Raw genomic sequence first — 23,738 nt, 5'->3', positions numbered from 1 at the left:
TAAAAAGCAAGGAATGACAGGGATGCCTGACAAAAATTCAAAACCAGTGCCCGCAAACTGCGGCCCTGCGTGTGAAGGCGAATCGCTGATTGTTGAGGTGATTGGTAAGGAGCACCCGAAGGGGCATGCGTTCCGAATCTTTGATGAAAGCAACAGTGAGCAGCAGGAGTGGTTGGAGAAACAGGTTGCAGTAGAAGCTCTGGATGATTCAGTTCTTCATGTCTGGCCATGGAGAGGGCAACCACGTCGCAACGTATGGATAGAAATCGAAGCTGAAGGTGGCCCGATCAGAGTGCCGTTTCTTGAAAGTGCGGGCAGCATTGATCGTCAGCTTGACCGGCAGCATCATGTCATTTTGCCCATTATTCCCGCCACTCTGATATCGGGCGTTGAGTTGCAGGGAGATAATCCGGTACATCATGTGCTTGCGAGAGCGGGATTCCTTTACCTGTTCCATGAAGGCAAGTTGTGGCGGGAGCTTGAGATACGGATCGATGAAAGTGGTGTTACCAGCTACTCGGATGTCGCGCTTTATGACTATCGCCAGACTAGTGGAGCACTGAAAGCAGGCTACAGAGAGGTCACCGGAACCGAGCTTGAAGAAATCTGGCTTCCCGCAAGAGTTAATGGAGGCTGGCTGAGTTTGCAAGCCGCTTACAGCGAGTCCCAGTGGCCGGGAGAGCGAATAAACCACCTTGAGCGGTCAGTTAGAGACAGAGGTGGCCGCTGCAACACTGTAAGCATGAGATTTAATGGCGATGGCAAAGAAGGTACCAGCAATTCAAAAATCTCCAGTGAGGCTACTTCGGCATTTTTAGCCCTGCACATGGAACCCCAAAGGCCGCGAAAGCCGGCTTTGGAGTGGCAGTTTGACCGCCCCGAGAAGTATTTGCTGGATCTGAGCGCGAACTATTCGAACACGGCAATGAAGAAGGCGTTGTCATTGCATCAGCGCCATGAAGATCCGGATCCAGAGGATCCCATTGCTGAAGATGAGCGAGCTGAGATGACAGCGCTATCTAACTGTCTGCACAAAACGCTTCAAGAGCTGAATCGCTCCGACGAGCCTGAGCCTTTTTCATGGGTAGAAGTTGAGCTCTGTGTTGCTGACTCCACTGAGCAAGCCAAAGCCCGTGGTATCGGCGTGATAAGGCTGGATGATCCAATATACCAACTTCGTTACAATCAGCGGCGCCGACAGGTTGCAGCTTGGTTCATGAATGCTGCAGTGCGGAGGGCCAAGGCACGGCCGTACTTCGACTCGGCGCTATTGGTTCACTCGGTTCTTGAGCCTGAAACAGTAGCATCCAAACCGAATTCCCTTCATAAACATATGGCGGAAGTATCGGGTCACGGAAGAAAGGAGTTGGAACGATCTCTTGCGCTGTCTGAACGCGCCTTGGCCCGACGTTTTCTGGAAGAGATCCATACCGACTTGCTGGCACGCTTGTCTGATGAACGAACCCACCATGTGCTTACGGACTTGTTCACGCATTATAGTTATGACTATGCAGGCGCGTTCAACTTTGTCACCACCCTGGTGATGAATCTGGTTACCGAGCCTGCCGAATGTGATGCCCTCAGCATAGGCGTTGAAGGTGCCGTGGATGTTAAGGGTAAGCAGTGGCTAGAAGGTTTGTGTAACGGCCAGCACAGCAGAGTGTTGCGTTCGCTGCTGTTTCCACGTTACAGCGCGGAAGACCTGAAGAAACCATACAAGCCCCCAACTGAACCGCAGGCTAACCGCGGAAATGGGCGATTCCGGGATACAGAGCTTGCGGCCATGGCGGAAACGGATCTTCTGGAAATCAATGACCTTAAAACCATCGATGGGTTGGAAATTAGTATTGAAGCGGCTGCGGGTTCTTACGCCACGCTGTTGACCGCTAATCTCAGGATGGGTAGTCAGGTATTAATGAGCGTCCACGGCAATATGTGGGCAGCAATCCACCATGCCAGCCACGGGATTCAGGCAAGAAACAGAGAGCTTGCCGATGTTAACAAAGAGCTGGAAAACCTGCGGTTGCGAAAAGCCGAGCTTGAAAACCAGCGTTGGGCGACTGAGCGGAGAATTACTAACCTCAAGGGACAGAAGGTTGAGCTTGAGGATATTCGCAATAAGCTGAGCCAGATGGAAACTCAGTATCATCGGTTAGCACAGCAGAAACAGGTACTTGCAGAAAGTGCGATTCTTGGGAGGATGAAACTTTACTCAAACTCTCTAGAGCAACTTCGTCGGTCGCTACCGGAGTTGCTAGGAAAGATGGAGCTTATGCGCTTCTCCAAGGCCCTGCAGAAGGATTACTTCGTTTTTGAAATCAGCAAGCATCGGCCGGGATCCTTTGGTGATAGAAAGGCTATTGCTCTGTTCGGGGATTTTATTCAGCAGGAAGGCAGCAAGGAAATCCTTGCGTCTACTAACAAAAGGAGAAGTCAGGCAGCGGCTATTGCCTCTGATGTAGCAGAGGATGCCTATGTGTTGGTAATACCGAAAACCGAAGCGATCGCCAAAATGATTGCGGAGATCTCTGCTGTAGAGTCCCGTTTCCTTGACTCTGTGCACAAACTCTCTGAGCTGGATAATCTGGTTAACAACTTTCCTGACACCCCGGCTGCAGCGGCAGCAATCGCGACTGGCAGACTAGTCTCTGCCAGAGAAGAAATGGAAAGAGCGAAAAAGGAGCTGAAGGCTTTTGAGCAGGACGCGGCCAACCAAAGGGATCTGACTCGTCAAAAAGAGCAATACGTAGGTGACTTGAAAGCGGCCAATGATGCTGCAAACCAGATTGATCAGGCAGAAATTGACAGCAAAAGCAGTAGTCGGCTTTATCGCGTGTTGAACAAGCCGGTATTCCCGCTGTTTGTGGGGTTGATGGAGCTTCATAACGCTTCGAGTGTTTGGGTAGCAGGTAATTATCAATCCCGAGTAAAGGGCAGGAGCTCAGGCATAGTCAAGAAGTTTAGTGCTGGCACTGACCTCTTGGCTGCAAGTGCTGCTATCAGCGAAAGGTGGATGTTGGGCCCCTCAAAAGTTCTGTCCCTCAAATTGTCAGGCAAGCCTGGGCAAGCATTTACTCGCCGTTTGGGAACCCCTTTAACTATAAGAAGTGGGCTGGGTGCGGCAGCTGGCTTTTTGATGGCGTTGGATGCAGGATTCGATTCTTACTACGAATACCGCATGGGTAACAGCGCGGCGGCAGTCGGCTATGGCCTGATTGCTGGAAGTGGCGTGGCCTTCGGTTTCGCCAGTTTGGTGGGTAAACCGGGCTTGCTGTTGGTGCTCGGGCCGAAAGGCTGGCTGGTCGCTGGTGTGGTTCTGGCAGTGGCAGGTCTGGCTACCGTGTTTGCGTTCAGTGACGAGCCGCTGGATATCTGGATGAGGCACGGGCCTTTCGGATCGATGGCTGAGAAGCCGTTTCTGAAAGAGCCAGATATAGCCTACCATCGCCTGATCAGCTTATTGATGGGCGTGTCTGTCCGGATGGAATATAACCCTCTACGCCAAGAGGCCCGTGAGGGAGGGTTAGAAGGCGAGACTGCTGAGCGGATAACCGCCCTTTCGAATGCCAGTGAACGCCTGGTAATTGACAGTGCCATCCCGGGATTATTCAGTTCCGGGATGTTTGCCAAAGTAACTGTCAAGCTGCAACTATTTGAAACTGTCGCTGTTACAAGAGGGCGAGGCCAGGTATGGGTGAACAAGATATCTGGCGAGGGTGTGAAGAAGTATCGCCTGTTGACTGAGCAGTCGGAAACCGGTGCGCACATCTACCTGAAAGCTCCCGCCAATGAGCGACGACAGCTCGATAGTTGGCCTTGGGAACGCGATGTGTGGGAAACCAAAACCTACCGATGGCGGGCCAAAGTGCAGATTCAGGCAAAGAAAGCCGCAGATGGTTTGTTGATGGTTTTCCCGGCCCCACCTCCGGGAGATCCTTTGACGTTCGATAAGGACAACGAGTTGCATAGCGAGCCAAATTTCAAGCGAAAAAGCCAGCCGTTCTGGTACACCCAAAGAGTTCAGGAAAATGTTGAATAATCATTCCAGTGATGCCAGCACTAGCGCGCACTATGGGCCGTTTGCCTACCGTTCCGATTCCATTCCTCCGCAGAAAAATCAGACGGAGGAGCTGAACCGCACCGGCCTGGATCGATCCGCCAGTTTGCGACTGCCGTGGGGTAGTACTCGGGACGTTATGCCACCCTGCTTTATGTCTGACGATCCTCCCAAGAAATTGCGTAAGCTGGAGAAGAAGGAAGACTTGGCAGATAAGCTCGGTCTATACGTTGAGAACAGTCATGAGTGTTTTCGGCATGCCCCTTTGGCGTTCCAATCGCGTTTTTTCGACATGATATATGTTGCCGGAAAAGTGTGGGCTTACATCGTGTTTCCTGTTGTTTTGGTGGTTTTGATCTTGGAGTCTCCTTTATTTGGTGCGCGTGCGGAAACTTGGACGGATTTCATGCAAAGTTTAATCCCGGTGGAAGTCGTTTTTTTGTTGGGTGGTTGGGCTCTAATGCTCTTTGCCGATTTAATCTTCCGCATCTTCCCTAAATGGCTCCACCAAAACGGCCGAGGCCCCGAGTGGGAGTTCAACCGACGCACCGGCATGATCAAGGTCTGGCAGTATTCCCGTAAGCTCCCCTTCGTGCCCCGGAAACCCACAGTCGTCATCGAAAAGCCTTTCTACGAGTTCGACGCCTGGTGCTGCGCGCGGGTAGACCGGTTTGGCACCTTGTTTGATCTGGTGCTGTCTCATCGCTACAGCAAGCTGGACGTAACGGTCGGTGACATTCTGGGTGCCCACGGCAGTGCCACCATGTGCTACGCCTACTGGGACTTTATCCAGAACTACATGGACGTGACCCGCCCTTTGCCAGAGATGCCCATGCTGGAGAAGTACCGCCCGCTGGATCCGGTCACTGCGGAACACGACCTGCGAACCGGCCGTCCTCCTCGCTACTGGCGGGATATGGACGACAAGACCTTCAAGAAAAAAGTGGATCGGATGTTTACAGATGTCACCATCATCAACACGGCGCAGAGGCCGAACTTGATGGAAGAGAAATTGAGTTACGCCTCGTGAACCTAACAAAAATCCGAATTAAGATTTGGATGATTAGTATTTATGTGTTTTTGAAACCAAGCTCACGGCGAAAAGTATGGCCATAAACTAGAGAGCAAAAACTAAGAATCATGGAAGATTCATTCACACCAACAGAGAGCGCCTTCACCGACCTTATCGCTAGTGAAAACCACATAGGCCTGATAAGGGACTGGCGAGACGTTATCTTTCACACGCTATTTGCAAAAAAACGACACGATCTGGAATTACCTGTCTTGCTACCCATCGAAGACGGACGATGCTTCATCGGAAGCCCAGACCCGGTTGCGGCCCGGGCAGCTATCAAAGACTTCAGTTTCGACGAAGAGCTGGACTTTTTTGTCAGACCGGTTCCCCTGGGAGAGCTCGCAAGGAATGCGTTCCTTTTAGGTGCGTGGCTCTGCTGGACCGGATCCAAAGTAATCATGAACACGTCGCTGATGCATTTAATCGGAATGAAGGCTATTAAACAGGAGCCTTCAGGCCAGGAGCGTTTGTATCAGGCGAAAATCCATGAACTTCAAAACCCGGGCGGGCTCGTCGAGATAATCAAAGCGCAAAGCTGGGTCATCAGCACCGTGTCTGCAGATTCGGCTACCGAAGTGGCGCGAGAAGATCTTATCTTCGATGATCGGGGGCTTGTGGTGTTTGGGCCTGGCCTTGGCCCAAAAGGTGGTGCTAAAAATCGCAGCGACTTGTCGGCTGAAGAGCAGGCGCTGTTTGATTGGTGGGCTGAACCTTTATACGACTATGCCGCGTTGAAGGAGGGGAGTGAAGGAGAGAACGGAGCGGATGAAAATGCCAAAAGCGTAGACACTTATGTCCCGGCTCCTGCCATCGTTGACGAAGAAAATCTTCGTTCCTTCTATGATCTGGAGCGTGCTGTTCACAATCAAATCATGCCGGATGCCACCAGGCTGCAATTGGAAGTTATTGAAGACCAGGTGATTCCTGAAGTAGAAGAGCAGGGTAGCGATGAGCTTTTGAGGGTGGATGGGCGCCGATTCCGTATCCTGTTTGCCGACCATCCCGAGTGGAGCTTGCCCCTGGGCGGGGATGGGCTCGCCATGACAGATTACACCGAGGAAGTTTGGCTGCCCAAAGAGCCAGGCATTCATGAAGTGCCGGAACACTTGAGATTGAGACTCACAAGGGCAATTGCCTGGGTGTTGTTCTGGCAAGGCCGTGATCCGGGCAAACCTGCGCATCTTGTGCTGGGGCAGTTTGGGGGCGTAAAGCCGTTTTGTCCTGATAACATGAATCGCCTCTTCGTTCCGGATGCGACCGATGGGCGTTTTCCTGCCCTGGCCTCTATGCCATGTGGTGCACAGCAGGTTCCCGTGCTTGTTCACGGTGAAGTTCCTGAGGGTTACGTTTGTGAAGTTCTGGAGAAGTGTCGGGTTCCTGCTTCGGATCTTCCCCGCGGCATAGTCGGGCGGGATTCTCTATTGGTTAACGGCTCGGTGCCCTTTGCTTCCATGTGCACGTTTCTGATGGTACCTGTTGCCGCAATCGAGTTTCCCAAAGACTGGTATACCGGCATCCGGACGTCTAACACCCAGCTTATCTCGGACTTTGAATACTATCTTGCGAAACAGGGTCGGAGTGATCAGGCGAAGCCGGATACGCAAGGTAGCAAAGACCCCAGAGGTGTTGCTGGTGTTTTTTGGGCATGCGCTGGGTTCATGGCTTTTATATTTTTGCTCATGGTCCTTTACGGAATATGAGTCGGCGCCACATGCGGGAGTCTGATCCGGCCTGGCCCAAGAGATCGAGTTTTTCATAAACGATGGAATAGCATAATCATGGAAGAAAAATCAGTTGCCTGTATTGAAGAGTTCGGCAAGCTTGTTGCCGCTAAAAACTACGCTTCTCTGGTGCGTGAGTGGCAAGTTCACACTTTTTATGCCGTGTTTGTAAACAATGGCTCTGAGGCGGAGCTACCTGCTCTCGTGGAGGTGCACGATCATTTGGCCTTCCTCGCTGGCACAGATCCTGAAGCGGTTGAAGCAGAGTTGGCGGAATACCGGCTTTCGGCGGGTGACGGGAATATTTCCATAAAGCCGGTTGCTCTCAAAGAACTTGCAAGAAATGCTGCGGTGCTGGGCGCGTGGGTTGTCTGGGCTGGTTCAGATGGTGGCGTGGTGGTTGACTCCATTTTGCATATTCTCGGTTTAGCCGGTATCGCGAAAAATGAGTCTGGCACCGAACGCTTGTATCGTGCAAAGCTCCTTGAACTGCCGGCGAATGATGAAATGGGCACTGGGCCTGTCATGGCTCAGCGTTGGACTATCACGACGATCGTGGATGATCAGGAGGTTGGTGATGCTGAGAGTTGGTTGGTTTACGACGACGATGATGGTGTGATTCTACTCAATCCTGATGGTAGTCTGCGTAACGGTCCCAAGCCTCGAAGCACTATCACTTCTGCCGAGCAGGCTTTGTTCGATGAGTGGCGTCAACCGCTCTACCCGTTCCCGGCACCTGAGCAGACGGAAGCATCTGACACCAAAACGGATAAACCTGGGCATCCTGCTCAGGCGGCAGTTGCAACGCCCGATGTCAGCATTAAAGCAGGCCGAAGCTTTGTACGAATGACTGCACTGACCTCCGTTTTGATCATCGCAGTGCTTGGTGTCGTAGTGAGCTTGCAGTGAGCGGTTGCGGCGGTGGTCACTCAGATTCGGTCAGATAATTACGGGCAAACACCTGTAAATCCTCCGAGACGCGCTGGCGGATAGTCGCCCGATCTTGCGGGTCAAGGTCGTACTTGCGGGCCAGCAACTCGAAGTCTTCATCTTTCAGGGTAATGGTCAAGCGCGGCCTTGCCCGGGTCTTCTGATAGGGCAGTTCCAGAACTTTGCGCACCATGTCGGAGGTGCTCATGTTCTGTATGGCTGCAGAGACCCGAAAGGCCCGCTGAATGTCGTTGGAGAGGTCGAAGGCCATTTGTACGGCCTGAACGGCCTGCTCCTCTTTAGACCAATCCGGTTTATTTGCCATGGGAGTAACCTGAAGAATTACGCCCCCGGAGTTCGGGGGCGTTGGGCTTACTGTGCAGGGTTGTCTTTGAGTCGAGCCAGCACGTTGTCGATTGCATCTTGTTCGCCGTCAATACCGGCGGCTTTCAGTTTTTCGTCCAGGTCCGCGCCTGTGAGTTCTTTTTCAAGAGTGGCACTGGCGGTCTGGCGGTCTTCTTCCCGGGCCTGGCGCTCGCGAATGCGCTCAAGGGTTTCCTTGGCGGTGTTCAGCGAGGACTTCTGGCTGTTGATGTTTGTATCAATCTGGGCGGTGGTGCGAAGCACGCGCTCATTGGTTTTCACCACTTGCAGTTCCCGGCGGTAATCGGCGAGTTGCTTTTCGGCCCGCTGAACACGCTCTTTCAGGCCGGCAATCCGCTGTTGCAGCAATTCGCGGGTTTGGGTCAGCTCTACTGCGCGGCGTTCGTGGCCAACAATGCGTTCAGCCACTTCTCTGGCCAGGTCTTCCTGGCCGGCGGCAATGGCCTTGCGGGCATCCTGTTCGCGTTTGCTGGCGTTGTCCTGCTCAGAGCGAATTTGCCGGGCCAAAGAGGCAGATTCGGCCATCAGTGCAGCCAGTTCCTGCTTAGCCTGCTTCAGTTCCTGCTCGGAGTCCCGCAGTTCCTGTTCCAGAATGCGGTTGCCCTGGCCGTCGACTACGGCTTCGCCCAGTTCATTAACGCCACCGCGCATGGCGGTCAGAAGTTTGTTCAGTATGGATTTCATGTCTCAGCCCTCACTTAAGCCAGGTAGTCTTCAAATGTCTGTAACAGGTCGATGGCATTTTCTGCCAGTGTCACCAGTTCCTGCATGATTTCGGCTGTGCCGGAGGTTGGGCTGAGAGCGCCGTACACCACGTAATGATCACCGGTTTTGCCCAGTGAGCTCAGGGGCATGGGAACGCTGAGTCGCAGCATATTTTCATGCAGCTCATTCAGGCGTTCCGGGTTCAGTTCCTGCTCGTCAAAAAGATACGCAAGGCACAGAATTTGAGTGTCAGTTACGGTAAGGTACACCGGCGTTTCTTCTGCACCGGAAACCGTTACCTGAAGCACCGGTTCGTCCCCGGTTATGGGCATAACATCGAAGCGTCGGCCGGCATGGGTAGAATCACCCAAGGCCAGGGTGAGGGTTTGAATATCCACGAATAGCTCCTTCCTGTGGCGGTGAATCGGTTCGGCCGATCCGGACGAACCTTGTCCTGTCGCTTGACATTTTATGTCAATGATTAGAGTCTATACTTCGCAATTAAACATTTGCAAGAAATAGTTTGTTTGCGTTATAACGGCGCTCTGGTTTGACACAAACTGTCAATTATTGGGTTTACCAGAAAGGATAATCTGGTCGCGTATGGAAACGTTCTTCGCTGTAGCCTTCTCCTTTCCAACGGTGGTTTTCTCCGTTCTGTTGTGTGTAGCCATTATCTACTGGCTGATATCCCTGCTTGGTATGGGTGATATCGACGCAGATGGCGACATTGACGTCGGTGGCGATTTCAGTGGTCTGATGGTTACTCTCGGGCTGCAAGGTGTTCCCCTGCCTTTGGTGCTCACGCTGTTGTTCCTGTTTGGCTGGCTGGCCAGCTACTTTGTTGATCTTGTTTTTGGCCCTCTTATTCCGGCAGGCTTGTTGCATTGGCTATACGGAGCGGCTGTTATTGTTTCGGCGCTTGTTGCCTCAGTGCTGATAACGTCGGTCGTTGTACGCCCACTTCGTCCTCTTTTTCGCCGTGCATTTTTGCAACCCCTTCAAAAGCGGATTGTTGGCACCCCTTGTGTGGTGATTTCTTCACGGGTTACCGAAACCTCTGGTCGTGGCGAAACGGTTCTTGATGGTGCTCATCTTGTTCTTCAAATACGCAGTCATTCGCCGCTTTCCCGTCGGGAGAGGGCGGTCATTATTGAACATGTTCCGGATAAAAATGCCTGGTGGGTTGTTCCGGAATCCGAATTCCATTCCGGTGGCTCCACCGGATAACCCCGCACTCACTTATTTAAAACCAGCTCAGGAGAATGACTAAATGGACTTATCGTGGATGATGCCGGTACTGACGACCATCGGCGTTGTGGTGTTGCTGATATTGGGCGTGCTGACCCTGTTCAAGGCGTTCTATCGCAAGGTAGATCAGGGCCAGGCCCTGATCGTGAACGACCTGTCGCCTACACCCAAGGTGTACTTCACCGGCGCCATGGTGCTGCCGGTTATTCACCGCGCCGAGACCATGAAAATCTCGGTCATTACCCTGGAGCTGAACCGCACCGGTAAAGAAGGGCTGATCTGTAAAGACAACCTGCGTGCCGATATTACCGTTGCTTTCTATCTGCGGGTAAACGAAACCTCGGAAGATGTGTTGCGGGTAGCCAAGTCTGTGGGTGTTGGCCGTGCTTCTGACCGCAATGCGGTAAACGAATTGTTCAATGCCAAGTTCAGCGAGGCGCTGAAAACAGTCGGTAAAAAGCTGGAGTTCATGCAGCTTTTTGAAGAGCGCCAGCACTTCCGCGATTCCATCATAGAAACCATTGGCGAAGATCTTAACGGCTACATCCTTGAAGACGTGGCCATCGACTATCTGGAACAAACGCCAAAAACCTCTCTGGATCCCAACAATATTCTTGATTCCGAGGGTATCAAGCGGATTACTGAAATCACCGCATTCCACAATGTGGAGACAAACCGTTTAGAGCGCGATCAGGAGCTGGAGATTCAGCGTAAAAACGTTTCTGCTCGCGAGGCCTCGTTGGAACTGGAGCGCAGTCAAGCAGACGCAGAAGCGCGCCAACGCCGTGAGATCGAAACCCTGCAAGCTCGTGAAACCTCCGAGACCGAGCAGGTGCGCGAACAAGAACGCGCCCGTGCCGAAGCTGCTCGCATTAAGACAGACGAAGAGCTGGCCATTGCAGAAGAGAACAAACAGCGCCAGATTGAGATGGCGATGAAAGCCCGCGAGCGAGCGGTTCAGATTGAAGAAGTGCGTATTCGCCAGGCCCGGGAGCTGGAAGACGTAAACCGTGAACGAGCGGTTGAAATCGAGCGTATTGGCATGGAAAAGGCGCTTGAAGGCGAGCGCAAAGAAATTGCAGATATCACCAGCCAGCGCATTGCGGTTGAGCGCAACGTGGCTGAAGAGGAAGAGAACATCAAGGATGTTCGCAACCGTTCGCAGGCTGAGCGCCTGAAGGTTACAAAAGTGGTCGCGGCTGAGGCTGACGCCGATGAGCTCAAGCTCAAGGACGTGAAGGCGGCCGAAGCGGCGTTTGAACGCTCCAAGCTGGAAGCCGAACAGATTCGTGTTACTGCCCAAGCCGAGATGGATGCCGCAGAGAAAGAAGCCATTGCCGATGAAAAGCGGGCTCGCGGCCGTCAGTTTTTGGCCGCAGCTGATGGGCTGGCGGAAGCCCAGGTTAAAGAAGCCCAGGCGTCAGCCATCCGGGCCGATGGTATCGCCCGTGCTGATGTGAAATCAGCAACAGCCAAAGCCGATGAAGAAGCTGGCATGGCAGAGGTTCGGGTTCTTGAGCAGCGCCTCGAAACAGAAGCCATGGGCGAAGAAAAGCTGGGACTGGCGAAAGCGGATGCCCGTAAGGCCATGGTTCTGGCTGAAGCTGACGGTGAGGCCAGGATGGGTCACGCCAAGGCGGATGCCCGCAAGGCTCTGGTGTTGGCAGAGGCCGAAGGTGAAGATCGAATGGGTCATGCCAAGGCAGGCGCCCGCGAGGCTATGGCCAAGGCGGAAGCATCTGGCCTGGTAGAGAAACTCAAAGCCTATAACAACATGTCTGAAGAGGCCCGCCACTTCGAAGAATTCCGCATGAACCTGGAAGTTCACGAGAAGGAAGTGTTGGCGAGGATTGAAGCCCAGCAGACAGGCATTCTGGAAAATGGCCGGGTAATGGCCGCTGCCCTGAAGGACGCCAAGTTTGAAATGATCGGCGGCGACGGCGGTATCTTCGACAAGTTCGCCCAGGGCCTTGGTTATGGCAAGAGCGTGCAGGGCGTGCTGGAAAGTGCCCCTTCTCTGCAATCGGCTTTGGCGGGTATCGCCGGTCGGGTTGCGGCTGACAAGCCCAGAAAAACCTCTGAAACTGCATAAAACTCCGGGTACCACCTGCGCCTGAACCGGCGTTGGTGGTGTCTGTTATCGTTCAGGTTTTCCCCCTTTGTTCAGGATGATTTGGTATGTCGACGGATCGCAGCGGCCTCGAGAGCATTGTTCAGGAAGGTTCTGCCTTCGAAACCATTCAGCGTCGCCTGAAAGAGCAGGGCGGGCATCTTCGCGAGCAAGTGTCGGGGCTGAATCAGGCCCGGGAAGATATTTTCGGAAGCGCCGGCATGAACGTGCTGGGGCGCGCCCGGGTCAGAACCGAAAATAACGCCATAGCCCGGGATGTAGTGCGCCTTGGTGACAAGCTGTTGTTCGGTTTTAACCTGCAACTGGGGTTACGCAAAACCCTGGAGCTTGAGGACGTCTTCTGCCTGTATCACCTGAACGATGGTGACGGCGGCTTTGAAATGACAGAGGCCGCGATTGAGGGCACTTTCCTGAAAGATGGCCGCTTTGCCACTGACTTCCGGGAGCTGCAGCAGTATTACAACACCGCCACTCTGTCTCAGCTGACGATCCTTAAAGGGATGCTGCTGATGGTGTTTCGCATTGGCGATAAACTCGGTGACCTGCGGGTATTTCGCTGGGAGCTGAAACCGAATGGTGAGGTTAACCGCTACATAGACAACCGGGGCGAGCGGGATCTTAGCTTCCCTGACAGGTTCAGTTTTCCCTGGAAAACCGTTGGTCGTGACTGCCAGGTGCAGGGGCGGTCCCCGCATCTGAACATCGCCGACACCCTGTTCGTGGATAACCTCCGGGGCGAGATTACCTTCAAGGTGGAGAACAACACGGCTACCGGCGAGGGCATTTATGCAGATCCGGTAGAGTCTGACTCCCAATCCCTGGACGACGCTACCTTTGAGTACGCCGATCTGGGTGAAATTCTTCTGGTACGAATTCTTCCCTTCAACGAAAAGCACTGGCGCTACTACCTGTTCAATCGAACCCAGCGAAAAGTTGAGCGGGTCGATAGCATGGCCGGCTCTGTGGTGCCGCTTCCGGATAACCACGGTCTCATCTTCCCGTCAGGGTATTACCTCACCACAGGCGAGCTGAAAACCTTCCAGATTCCGGAAGGGGATTTTCGCCTCAAGCGTTCATTGAGAGCGCCCAACGGTGAGGATGTGCTTTACGTGTTTTTCGAGCAACTTACCGGGCAGGTGATTCTGTTCCGCTACAACCTGATCCGCAAACAGGCCGATGTACCGCTGATTGGTCATGGTTTTGCGCTCTTTGAAAATGGCCATCTGGTGGTTTTCAGCGCCGACAAGGAGCCCACTCTCGTTCATCCGCTGCAGGTTTGGGAAACGCCGTTTACCTCCGAGAACTTCCATGCACAGGCCAGCGTTGCCAACGACTCGGAACTGGCCCGCATCGGCAACCCGGATTTGGTTCGCGGCATCGCCGAGCTGAACACGGTGATTACTCTGGTGGAAGCCAATGGCGCCAGTGAGCGTCATTTCACCGCTTTGATTCGCACAGTAGACCGCGTTCTCGACCAGTTTTACTGGCTGGCTGCGAGGCAGGATGAAGCCTTGTTTTCGGGCCTGCATGAGCAGCTCTCCACCATTCGCAACACGGCCGAACTGGTGCTGGATGAGTATGAGAAAGTCCAGAGCATCCGGGCACAGACGGAAGCTGCAATCAGTGAAGTGGCAGATGTCCAGGGTGCCTTGATGCGGGATCTGAAACCGGACAGCTGGAAAGCGCCGGATCAGTTCGTGGGGTATCTGGCCAGGCTTCGGGAACACCGGGGCCGGGTGCGAACGCTCAAGGATCGCCGTTACGCAGACGAAGCACGAATCGATGGTCTGGAGCAGGAGCTGGCGGAGGCAGAGGAGCGCCTGACCGAGCGCACCTTCCGCTTTCTAGCCTCCCCCGAAGCGCTGGAGGGCTACCGCAATACTCTGGCAGAACTGCAAGCGGAGCTGGTCAGTGCAGAAAGCCGGGATGTCCTGAAAAAAATTGTGGAGCGCTACCGGGAATTGACCACCGGGCTGGATATGATTCAGGGAATGCTGGCCTCTATGGCAGGTGATGATGCTGCGCTGGAAACTGCCATTACCGACAATATCTCCGGCATATATGCCAGCATCAACCAGCAGCGCTCGGAAGCAGAAATTCGCCTGAAAGAGCAGGGCAGTGCCGAGGCCCGGGCCCAGTTTGCGGCCCGCATCCGGTTGTTTGAACAAAGCCTGGCCAACGGTGTCAGCGCGCTTTCCGATGTGCGGGAATGCGATGGCCTGATGACCCGAATGCTCGATCAGTTGCAGGAACTGGAAAGCCAGTTTGGTGAGTACGATGAGTTCCTGGCCGCAGTTCTGGAGCAGCGTGAAAACGCCCATGAAAGCATTGAAGCCCGGCGCCAGCAATTGCAGGACCAACGGCAGCGCCGGGTAACCACACTTACGGACGCCGCTGAGCGCATACTGAAAAACGTCAACCGCCGTACCGAACGCTTTACCACAGTGGAAGAATTGCATGCCTTTTTTGCGTCCGATGCCATGGTGGCGCGCCTGCGCAGCATGGCAAAGGAGTTGCGGGAGCTGGGCGCGGCCATGGAAGCCGATGATTGCCTGGGGCAGATGAAAGCCGCCCAGGACACGGCCCTGAGAAGTGTGCGGGACAAAGCCGATATCTTTGAGGATGGCGGCGCCGTTATCCGGCTTGGCAAGCACAAGTTCAGCGTCAACCAGCAGGAGCTGGATCTCACCCTGATCCCGCGGGATGACCATGTGCTGCTGCACCTGACCGGTACCCAGTATTACGAACGGCTGGACGAACCGGAACTCGATCGCCTTCGGGGCTACTGGAACATGAGCCAGCCGTCGGAATCTGCCAAGGTTTACCGGGGGGAGTACCTGGCAGCTCTGGTAATTGAAGAGTTCCGGAAATCACAGGATTTACCAGTTAACGTCGCCGATATTGCAGAACTTGCTGGCTATATCCGCACATTTGCATCGCCCCGTTACCGCGAAGGCTATGAAAAAGGCATCCACGATCACGATGCCGCGCTGATTGTCAGCACCCTCTGGCCCGCCATTCAGAATGCCGGGCTGCTGCGATTCAGCCCCAATGCCCGGGCACTGGCCATGCTGTTCTGGGTGGATCTGGGCCAACAGCAGGTTCATGCCCAGCAATTGCGTTCCCGCTGTTTGTCGGCGGGTATACTCAGCCGCATGATGCAGTCCGGTGAGTTGCTGCAGGCTCTGGAGCAGGAGGTTGGGCCGAAGCTGTCAGAGTTTGTTGAAACTAATGGCCTCACCTTGACCGGAAAAGGCAGTGCCGAACGCACCTTGTTGAAATCAGCCGCCGAGTATCTGGTTTTGCAACTGGCCGAAGAATCGGAAACCTTTGAGATCACCCGCTATGCCGGTGAACTGGCGGAAGGGTTTACCGAAGCCCTGAAACGGGATAACCAATTTACCCAGTACCAGAACGCCTTGAATGTTGTTGCCGACCAGCCGGCTGCACGCTGGAGCATCACCAGCCACTGGCTGAAAGCCTGGATGGGTAAAACAGACAGGCAACATCTGTTGCATTACCTGCCGGAAGTGGTGGCAGTGCTGAATGCCGGAGAGGCTATCACTACGGCGGTACGCAGTGTGGAGCTGGCGTTTCAGGTGGAGGGATTGCTGGGCCAGCACGGCAATATCAATGAGCGCACCCTGAGCCTGCAACTGGATGAGTACGAGGAGCGCCTGCGTTATCACCGGCAGGAAATCATTCCCGGCTGGGAGCAGTTGCAATCCGTTCGCCACAAGGTACTGGAGAAGTGGCGGGATCAACTGCGCCTTGAAGAATACCGGCCCCGGCCGCTGTCATCGTTTGTGCGCAACAAACTGATCAGCGAAAGCTACCTGCCGATCATTGGTGACAACCTGGCCAAGCAGATGGGTACCGCTGGCGAAGATCGGCGCACCGATCAGTCCGGCCTGTTAATGATGATCTCGCCGCCGGGTTACGGTAAAACCACCTTGATGGAATACGTGGCCAACCGGCTGGGTCTGATCTTTATGAAGATCAACTGCCCAAGCCTGGGCCACGATGTCACCTCTCTGGATCCGGAGAAGGCACCGCACTCCACAGCGAAGGCAGAGCTGATCAAGCTCAACCTGGCTCTGGAAATGGGTAATAACGTGATGCTGTATCTGGATGACATCCAGCATACGCACCCGGAGTTCCTGCAGAAATTCATCTCCCTGTGTGACGGCACACGACGTATCGAAGGCGTATGGCGTGGCCGCACCAGCACTTATGACATGCGGGGCAAGCGCTTCTGCGTAGTCATGGCCGGTAACCCCTACACGGAAAGCGGCGAAGTGTTCAAAGTGCCAGACATGCTGGCAAACCGGGCGGACATCTACAACCTGGGCGATGTGTTGTCGGGTATGGAGTACGCTTTCGAATTGTCCTATATCGAAAACAGCCTCAGTGCCAACCGGGTGCTGGCACCCCTGGCCACCCGCGGCATGGCAGACTTCTACCGGTTTGCGGATCTGGCGGAAGGCAAGACTGTGGCAGATTCAGACTTCGAGCACGATTACAGCGCCGCCGAACGGGATGAAATCGTATCCCTACTGCAGAAAATGATGCGCGTGCGGGAAACCGTGCTGCGGGTGAACCAGGCATACATTGCTTCCAGCGCCCAAGCCGAGGCCTATCGCACGGAGCCCACGTTCAAGTTGCAGGGCAGCTATCGGAACATGAACAAGCTGGCGGAAAAACTGTCGCCGGTGATGAGTGATAAAGAGCTGGAAGCCCTGATTGACGATCATTACCAGGGTGAATCCCAGCTGCTCACTCAGGGCGCAGAAGAGAACCTGCTTAAACTCAAGCAAATGCGCGGCACCATGACCGAAGCCGAAGCGGCCCGCTGGCAGGCTATCTGTGAAGAATATCGCCGGCGCCAACAAGCGGGAGGCGATGAGGAAACCGGCGTTAAAGTTGTACGCCAACTCGGCCTCATAGCGGAACAAATGCAGCAGTTGGGGCAACAACTGGTCGCGGGTATGGCGAGCAGGAAAGACTCGGAACCAGACCTGAATAAGGCACTCGGCGAACTGTCCCGCTCCCTCGAGACCGGTCTGGCCGAAGGCTTGCAGTCCGTGCGGTTGAACCCGGCAGTAACGGTAAACCTCGACAGTCCACCGCAGGTAGGTGAAGCCCTCACAGCCTTCGCCCGAATCTTTGAGGAGTCCATTGTTCCACTGGTAAAACTCATGGACGGCAAGCTGGGCCTGGATCTGAAAACCCAACGGGAAATGGGTAGAGTTTTGAGGGTGATTGGTGAGCTGCAAGAATCCGTAATGGGGCGAGAGTTTGGGAAGTGACGCGAGAAGACCTGATGAGCAAGCGTTTCCCTACAGCAGCTTATGACCAAGAATGCGTCGTTAAATGGGCATGCTCGGGGTTTGTGGCGCTCATGGTTCTCTACGCAGTATGAGTCGGCAACAAGTTCAAGAAAATGTTGAGTAGTCAGTTTGGCGACGTCAACGCCATTGAATACTATGGGCCCTTTGCCTACCGTTCCGATTCCATTCCTCCGCAGAAAAATCAGACGGAGGAGTTGAACCGCACCGGCCTGGATCGGTCTGCCAGTCTCCGGCTGCCCTGGGGTAATACCCGGGAGGTGATGCCACCCTACTTTTTGTCCGGAAATCCACCCAAGAAACTGCGAAGGCTGGAGAAGAAGGAAGATCTGGCAGACAAGCTCGGTCTTTACGTTGAGAACAGTCACGAATGTTTTCGGCATGCGCCTTTGGCGTTTCAGGCTCGTTTTTTTAACATGATAGGCGTTCTGGGAAGAATATGGGCTTACATCGTGTCCCCTGTCGTTTTGGTTGTTTTGATCTTGGAGTCTCCTTTATTTAGTGCGCGTGCGGAAACTTGGTCGGATTTCATGCAAAGTTTAATTCCGGTGCAAGTAGTTTTTTTGTTAGGTGGTTGGGCTCTAATTCTCTTTTCCTATGTAATCTTCCGCCTCTTCCCCAAATGGCTCCACCAAAACGGCCGAGGCCCCGAATGGGAATTCAACCGGCGTACCGGAATGATCAAGGTCTGGCAATATTCCCGGAAGCTCCCATTCCTGCCCCGAAAACCCCCAGTCGTCATCGAAAATCCCTTCTATGAGTTCGACGCCTGGTGCTGTGCTCGCGTAGACAGGTTTGGCACCTTGTTTGATCTGGTGCTGTCTCATCGTTATAGCAAACTGGACGTAACGGTCGGCGATATTCTGGGTGCCCATGGCAGTGCCACCATGTGCTACGCCTATTGGGACTTTATCCAGAATTACATGGATGTGACCCGACCGCTGCCAGAGATGCCCATGCTGGAGAAGTACCGCCCGCTGGATCCGGTCACTGCGGAACACGACCTGCGAACCGGCCGCCCCCCTCGCTACTGGCGGGATATGGACGACCAGACCTTCAAGGAAAAAGTAGACCGGATGTTTACAGATGTCACTATCATCAACACAGCGCAGCGGCCGAACTTGATGGAAGAGAAGTTGAGTTACGCTTCATAGTAAATAGGCACAGAACTTTTATTGGGCACGATTCGAGCCAAGAAAACGATCAACAATGAGAACCGTGCCAACCGCAAGGGCCGACTTTATAACGCCCCCAAGTAAGAACGGCAGAACACCTTTCAGGAATGCTTTTTCTGGCCCAATGGTAAATGACAACCATGCCCCGCCAAACCCAAGGCAAACGGTATGGCCCAATAGCATCGCCAGGAAGGCCAGAACAATGTTTTTTGTGCTCCAGCCACGCTCAAAAAGCAAACCAACCACGGCAACGGCCAGTGGGAAAGCAAACAGGTAGCCAGCAGTAGGCCCGGAGAAATAATCCAGCCCGCTAGAGCCTCCGGCAAGAACCGGAAGCCCCAGAGCTCCGAGGCTCAGCCACAGGATTGTTGAGGCGGCACCAAGTTTCCAGCCGAGAAGTCCTGCAGCAATGAGGAGTACATAGGTTTGCGCGGTGATAGGTACCGGCACCATGGGTATCTCGATGTAGGATGCTACAGATAAGCACAGAGCTGTGATTACGATGACAACCAGTTTCCAGCTTACTGACTGGCTATATGGATCAAGAGGGCTGAAGCTTTGGCTTGGTACAGGTGTCATCATTTTCCCTTGTTTGGAATGTTGTTTCTCAATGAGCCATGCATCTCACCGACGCACCACAGCCTCTGGTTGATTCAGCATGGCAATCAGCGGGTTTTTCCTTAATACATAGTCTTTCAGCAGATACCCAAGCAGCAATCCAAGGCCAAACCCGCCCAAATGTGCGACCCAAGCCACACCGCCTTGCCCGGAGATCATGCCTGCAATGTTAATCAGGCTCCAGATCAGGAAGTACCAATGGGGTGCAAGCTTCTTTTGGTAAATAACAATCATGAAGGTCAGGCTGGCATGGCGGAACCACACCAGATAGAGGCCGAACAGGGCTGCAATAGCACCACTGGCGCCAACCAATAGCAGAGGACCTTGGCTGGTATTGAACAGTAGCAGTTCTGCCAAGGCTGCCATCATGCCGGCAAACAGGTAGATAGCCAGAAACGCGCCGTGTCCCAGCGCGTCTTCAAGATTGTCGCCAATAATCCAAAGGAAATACATGTTGCCAACCAGGTGCATCAACCCACCGTGCACAAACTGGTAGGTCAGTAGCTGCAGCACGAAATGCGCAGGGCTTTGGGTATCCGAGTTCAGAGCCAGGTTGGTAAAGATCCATTCACCGGCCTCCGGCGACAACACACCAACACCAAAAATCAGACTGCACAGGACAACCAGTGTGCGGGTGACCCAGGGAGTGCGCTGCGGCGCTACATTGTACTCCGCTGGCATGGCCGTCAGGAACTGGAACAACCAGGATTTCCAGGACACTTTTTGATTCAGATCCGTAAGCGCCTGCTTCAGTTTGGGTGAATGCATTACCTGATCTATTTCATGCTTGTCTAGCCAGACGCCATCGCAAGCCGGGCAGCAATCGATCTCGGTGGTGTAGTGCACCAACAGTTGATAGTGGGTCATGGAAACGCGGCAACGTATGCACAGGCGTTCGCTGACACGAAGCGCAGGGCCGAGGTGAAGCTCGTGATCGTATTGATCTATGCAATCATGTTCTTGAGCAATGGCCTGGTTTAGCGAGCCATCTTCAAACCACAATCCTTGGCATTGTTTACAGCCTAGTATGTTCGGACTGCTGGTGGGCCTCAGGCCCTGAGTGTTGCATGAGGGGCAGTATTTAGTCCGTGCCTTGGGCATGAAATCCTTTTCCTGATTCAACAGTGTGTGTCACTGGGTTTGTTGGGATGAGTTATTGCTCGTTTGAATCCGTTTGCTTCGAAGCTCCCGCTCCTCGAATCGGTCAATGCCTTTGAGAGCGCTGGTAATTGCTTTGACACCAATAAAAGGAAGCAGGTTGCCAGGTGGCACCGAAATGGCCTTCCTGTTTACAATCCAGAACCGGCTCAGTTCGCTGTCCACTCCGGAAATGAGGTCTGCAATCAGCCGGCCGTTCAGCTGTGTAAGCGATACGCCGTGTCCGATACAGCCAGTTGAATAGATAATATTATGATCCCCGATAAATCCTATTTCAGGAACCATGTCGAAATTGGCCGACACCGCACCGCCCCATTTGTAATAGATTTTTTTATGTTTAAGCGATGGGAACAGCCAGCGAAAGTGCGCTTCCAAATCTTGCCAGACGCCGGGATCATGCCATTTATCCATGGCATCTCCATATTCAAAGCCAATACTTCCACCGCCCATCGTGATGCGACCACATTTGGTGATTCGTAAATAATGAACCAGCTGGCGATTGTCTTCGATCGACATGCGGTCGCGCCAGCCCAATGTTTCCCATTCATCTTTTGTTAGGGGCTCAGATACAATCTGGTAAGTCCAAACTGCCCGCTGCCGGCTTCGTAGCTTGCGAGGCCCAGGCAGTGTGTGGGTCCATGCATTTGTCGCCAGAACCAGCTTCTTCGCATGAATTGTCGCATTCGACGTTTTGACCACTATGCCGTCATCTGATCTGCGAATATCGGCTACAGCCGAATTTTCATAGATCTTTGCTCCAGCCTCTTCGGCCAGAGTCTTTAATGCTCGAACGTGTTTGCACGGGTCCAGAATTCCGGTTTCGGGTTCGTAAATCGCGGCGCGAATATGAGGCGAATTCAGCTTCGATTTCACCTCATCCTGCTGATAAAAAAAGTAACTTCCGTCCTTTGCCAGATTACATAGCAGACGATAGGTGCTTTTCAGCCGCTTCTCCTGCCGCTCTGTGTAGGCAACTCGCCACATGCCGGTATGTTCATAGTCGGAATCCAGGCCTTCGTTTTCGATCAGTTCGTGAACGTAGGCTACCGCTTTCTGCATGTATTCCTGAGCTTCTCGCGCCTTCTTCTTGCCCCACCTAAAAACGGTAGTCTCCGGCTCCATCCCGAATAAGGACATGCTAAAGCCGCCATTTCGACCCGAAGCGCCAAAGCCGACTTCATTCGCATCCAGCACCATAACGTTTAGCTCGGGCTGATCGCGTTTCACCTCTCTGGCAGCGGTTAAACCAGTGTAGCCGGCCCCGACTATGAGAACGTCGGTGGCATAGCTGCCTGCAGGTAAAGGATCATTCGGGTGATAGGCCCCGTATTTGTGCTGCCAAAATGAATAATTTTTGGCCATGTCGTCCAGGGCGCTGGTTGTCATACAGACTCCGTTTTTTGCCTGAAAATATACACGTCATGCGCCTTTACTCAAGCATTATCCGGATTCGCTTTTAGCAGCCAAGTAAGTTCTCAAAACCAGTGTTAACATGTGTACGTATCATCCGCAGGGAGAGCAAAACTCATGAAGGGACTCATAGCCACACTTACACTGTTAGCAACGTCAATCGCCCAAGCGGGCGCCTACCGCTGGGTTGATGAGAATGGTCAGACTCACTTCGGTGATCGGCCACCTGCTAATGCAGTCACCAAAGAAGTGCGCCTGGAAAAGGCCCAGCCATCTATTGATGCAACAGCTCGTGAGCGTAAGCAGCGGGTAGATGAGTTCCTTCGGCAAAGTGAGAAGGAGCGAGCGGCCCGGAAAGAAGCTGAAGCTCAACAGGAGGCAAAAGCTGAGAAGCTTCGAGTTCATTGTGAGCGCATGGAGGCACGGCTGAAGCATCTGAATACTGTTTCGGGGATTTATCAGTTGAATAAGGACGGCGAACGGGTTTTTGTAAATGATGAGGAGAATGAGCGCATTCGTGAGGAGTTTCGAGCCCGTGTGCACAGAGAATGTAATATTTGAATCTGCCTGGTCGCAGCTTTATTGTGACTTCTGACTGATAGGCTACGGGTATCTTATGGAAAACGAAAAGAAAACGGCTGAACAGGGCAACACAAAACCTGAAAAGAACTTGGCCGATCTTTCTACCCCTATCTACGGGCTGTTTATCCTGGGTGTGCTTTACACCTTGTACCTCGCCCACCAGATTATCCTTCCGATTGTTTTGGCACTTCTAACAAGTTTGCTGTTGTCTCCACTGGCCACTCGCATGTGTTCAGGCCTGCGTATTCCGCGGGTGGTCAGTTCGCTGATTCTGGTGCTGCTGGTGCTTGCGGGTATTGCTGGTGTTTCGATGGCCGTTGCCACGCCGGCTTTGGAGTGGGCGGGCAAAGCTCCGGAGGGTATTTCACGGTTGTTGGTGGGTGAAAGCGAACTCAAGCGGCAGATCAGCAAGGTCACTGAGTCGGCACAGAAGGTAGAGGACTCCGTAAACGAACTCTCGGACAGTGGCGGTAAAAAGACAACGGCAGAACCAACCACGGTCGTTCTGCAAACGGACTCCTGGCGCGCCCAGCTTATGAATAAAGCCCGTGATGGCATTGCGGGCCTTGCGCTTGCCATGGCGCTTACTTATTTCCTGTTGGTTAGCGGTGACAGGTTAGTGCTTAATTTCGTGCGCCAGTTGCCGAGACACCACCGCAGAACCGTGCTGCGCATTAGCAGGGACTCCCAGCACCAGATTGCACAGTACCTGGCGGTATTGGGCATAAGCAATACATCGGTTGGCGTGGCGACGGGTCTTATGGCCTGGGCTGTTGGCCTGCCAGACCCGGCAGTGTGGGGGCTGGTGGCAGGCCTTGCGCGTTTTATTCCTTATCTGGGTGTTATTCTAACCATCCTGCTGCTGGCAGTTGTTTCCGCGGTGAGCCTGGATACTTTGTGGATGATGGCGATTGCACCCTTGGGATATCTTGCCCTGACCACCATGGTGGGTTTCTTCATCGAGCCGTGGATACACGGTTTTCGCATGGCGATTAACCCCGTTATTATTTTTGTTTCGATCTTCTTCTGGGGCTGGCTCTGGGGGCCTGTAGGCGTATTGCTTGCAGTGCCACTGATGACCGTAATTCAGGTGGTTCTGAAGCAGATTCCCAAGTTGCGGCCTATCTATAAGGTGATTGCCCGTTAGTGTGGCACCAGCTTCTGGTGGGCGCTCTCGTCTCTCCCTGACACAT

General features: G+C 53.6%; 16 protein-coding genes. 10 read left to right on the top strand and 6 right to left on the bottom strand.

Annotation, left to right across the window (positions count from 1 at the left end):
• The first annotated feature begins 22 nt into the window (after positions 1-22).
• From FE848_RS05780 to FE848_RS05765, 4 genes are all read left to right on the top strand, one after another.
• A complete protein-coding gene (locus FE848_RS05780) occupies positions 23-4,039 on the top strand; it encodes a hypothetical protein (RefSeq protein WP_200201814.1) in 4,017 nt (1,338 codons plus the stop codon).
• Positions 4,029-5,087, top strand: coding sequence for a hypothetical protein (locus tag FE848_RS05775; protein WP_200201813.1), 1,059 nt, complete (start codon positions 4,029-4,031; stop codon positions 5,085-5,087). Before FE848_RS05780 ends, FE848_RS05775 begins: the two co-directional genes overlap by 11 nt.
• Before the next feature lie 110 nt (positions 5,088-5,197).
• Complete coding sequence (locus tag FE848_RS05770; protein WP_200201812.1) at positions 5,198-6,832, top strand: hypothetical protein; 1,635 nt, start codon at positions 5,198-5,200, stop codon at positions 6,830-6,832.
• Positions 6,833-6,910: 78 nt separating this feature from the next.
• Positions 6,911-7,762 carry a hypothetical protein gene (locus FE848_RS05765; RefSeq protein ID WP_200201811.1) on the top strand — a complete coding sequence of 284 codons (852 nt, stop codon included), beginning with the start codon at positions 6,911-6,913 and terminating at the stop codon, positions 7,760-7,762.
• A gap of 16 nt (positions 7,763-7,778) precedes the next feature.
• On the opposite strand, the gene FE848_RS05760 is transcribed toward FE848_RS05765, so the two are convergent.
• Genes FE848_RS05760 through FE848_RS05750 form a run of 3 tightly spaced genes read right to left on the bottom strand, consistent with a single transcriptional unit; the run spans position 7,779 to position 9,270 of the window.
• Positions 7,779-8,108 carry a hypothetical protein gene (locus FE848_RS05760; protein ID WP_200201810.1) on the bottom strand — a complete coding sequence of 110 codons (330 nt, stop codon included), beginning with the start codon at positions 8,106-8,108 and terminating at the stop codon, positions 7,779-7,781.
• A 47-nt stretch (positions 8,109-8,155) separates the two neighbouring features.
• A complete protein-coding gene (locus tag FE848_RS05755; RefSeq protein ID WP_200201809.1) occupies positions 8,156-8,851 on the bottom strand; it encodes a PspA/IM30 family protein in 696 nt (231 codons plus the stop codon).
• A 14-nt stretch (positions 8,852-8,865) separates the two neighbouring features.
• A complete protein-coding gene (locus tag FE848_RS05750; protein ID WP_200201808.1) occupies positions 8,866-9,270 on the bottom strand; it encodes a YjfI family protein in 405 nt (134 codons plus the stop codon).
• A gap of 205 nt (positions 9,271-9,475) precedes the next feature.
• Between FE848_RS05750 and FE848_RS05745 the strand changes: the two genes are divergently transcribed.
• From FE848_RS05745 to FE848_RS18670, 4 genes are all read left to right on the top strand, one after another.
• Entirely contained in the window at positions 9,476-10,102 is a 627-nt protein-coding gene (locus FE848_RS05745) for a hypothetical protein (protein WP_200201807.1), read from the top strand.
• 43 nt (positions 10,103-10,145) lie between these two features.
• On the top strand, positions 10,146-12,215 hold the full coding sequence (locus tag FE848_RS05740) for a flotillin family protein (RefSeq protein WP_200201806.1): 2,070 nt from the start codon (positions 10,146-10,148) through the stop codon (positions 12,213-12,215).
• Between the two features lie 86 nt (positions 12,216-12,301).
• Positions 12,302-17,563 carry a DNA repair ATPase gene (locus tag FE848_RS05735; protein WP_200201805.1) on the top strand — a complete coding sequence of 1,754 codons (5,262 nt, stop codon included), beginning with the start codon at positions 12,302-12,304 and terminating at the stop codon, positions 17,561-17,563.
• Positions 17,564-18,279: 716 nt separating this feature from the next.
• Positions 18,280-18,756, top strand: a complete 477-nt coding sequence (locus tag FE848_RS18670; RefSeq protein ID WP_227715187.1) for a hypothetical protein — start codon at positions 18,280-18,282, stop codon at positions 18,754-18,756.
• Positions 18,757-18,774: 18 nt separating this feature from the next.
• Here FE848_RS18670 and FE848_RS05725 read toward each other — a convergent pair whose 3' ends face one another.
• Genes FE848_RS05725 through FE848_RS05715 form a run of 3 tightly spaced genes read right to left on the bottom strand, consistent with a single transcriptional unit; the run spans position 18,775 to position 21,915 of the window.
• Positions 18,775-19,356 carry a biotin transporter BioY gene (locus FE848_RS05725; protein ID WP_200201803.1) on the bottom strand — a complete coding sequence of 194 codons (582 nt, stop codon included), beginning with the start codon at positions 19,354-19,356 and terminating at the stop codon, positions 18,775-18,777.
• A gap of 45 nt (positions 19,357-19,401) precedes the next feature.
• The gene (locus FE848_RS05720; RefSeq protein ID WP_200201802.1) at positions 19,402-20,496 is read right to left on the bottom strand and encodes a rhomboid family intramembrane serine protease; all 1,095 of its coding nucleotides are present in this window, start codon (positions 20,494-20,496) and stop codon (positions 19,402-19,404) included.
• Between the two features lie 30 nt (positions 20,497-20,526).
• Positions 20,527-21,915 carry an NAD(P)/FAD-dependent oxidoreductase gene (locus FE848_RS05715; RefSeq protein ID WP_200201801.1) on the bottom strand — a complete coding sequence of 463 codons (1,389 nt, stop codon included), beginning with the start codon at positions 21,913-21,915 and terminating at the stop codon, positions 20,527-20,529.
• A gap of 165 nt (positions 21,916-22,080) precedes the next feature.
• Between FE848_RS05715 and FE848_RS05710 the strand changes: the two genes are divergently transcribed.
• Both FE848_RS05710 and FE848_RS05705 read left to right on the top strand, forming a co-directional pair.
• Positions 22,081-22,524, top strand: a complete 444-nt coding sequence (locus tag FE848_RS05710) for a DUF4124 domain-containing protein (protein ID WP_200201800.1) — start codon at positions 22,081-22,083, stop codon at positions 22,522-22,524.
• 55 nt (positions 22,525-22,579) lie between these two features.
• The gene (locus FE848_RS05705) at positions 22,580-23,692 is read left to right on the top strand and encodes an AI-2E family transporter (protein WP_200201799.1); all 1,113 of its coding nucleotides are present in this window, start codon (positions 22,580-22,582) and stop codon (positions 23,690-23,692) included.
• The last annotated feature ends 46 nt before the right edge of the window (positions 23,693-23,738 follow it).

The organism is Marinobacter sp. 1-3A, from assembly GCF_016597775.1.
In the GTDB taxonomy this organism is placed as follows: domain Bacteria; phylum Pseudomonadota; class Gammaproteobacteria; order Pseudomonadales; family Oleiphilaceae; genus Marinobacter; species Marinobacter xiaoshiensis.
Note: the sequence above shows the minus strand (reverse complement) of the source record. Positions and strands in the feature narration are given on the sequence as shown.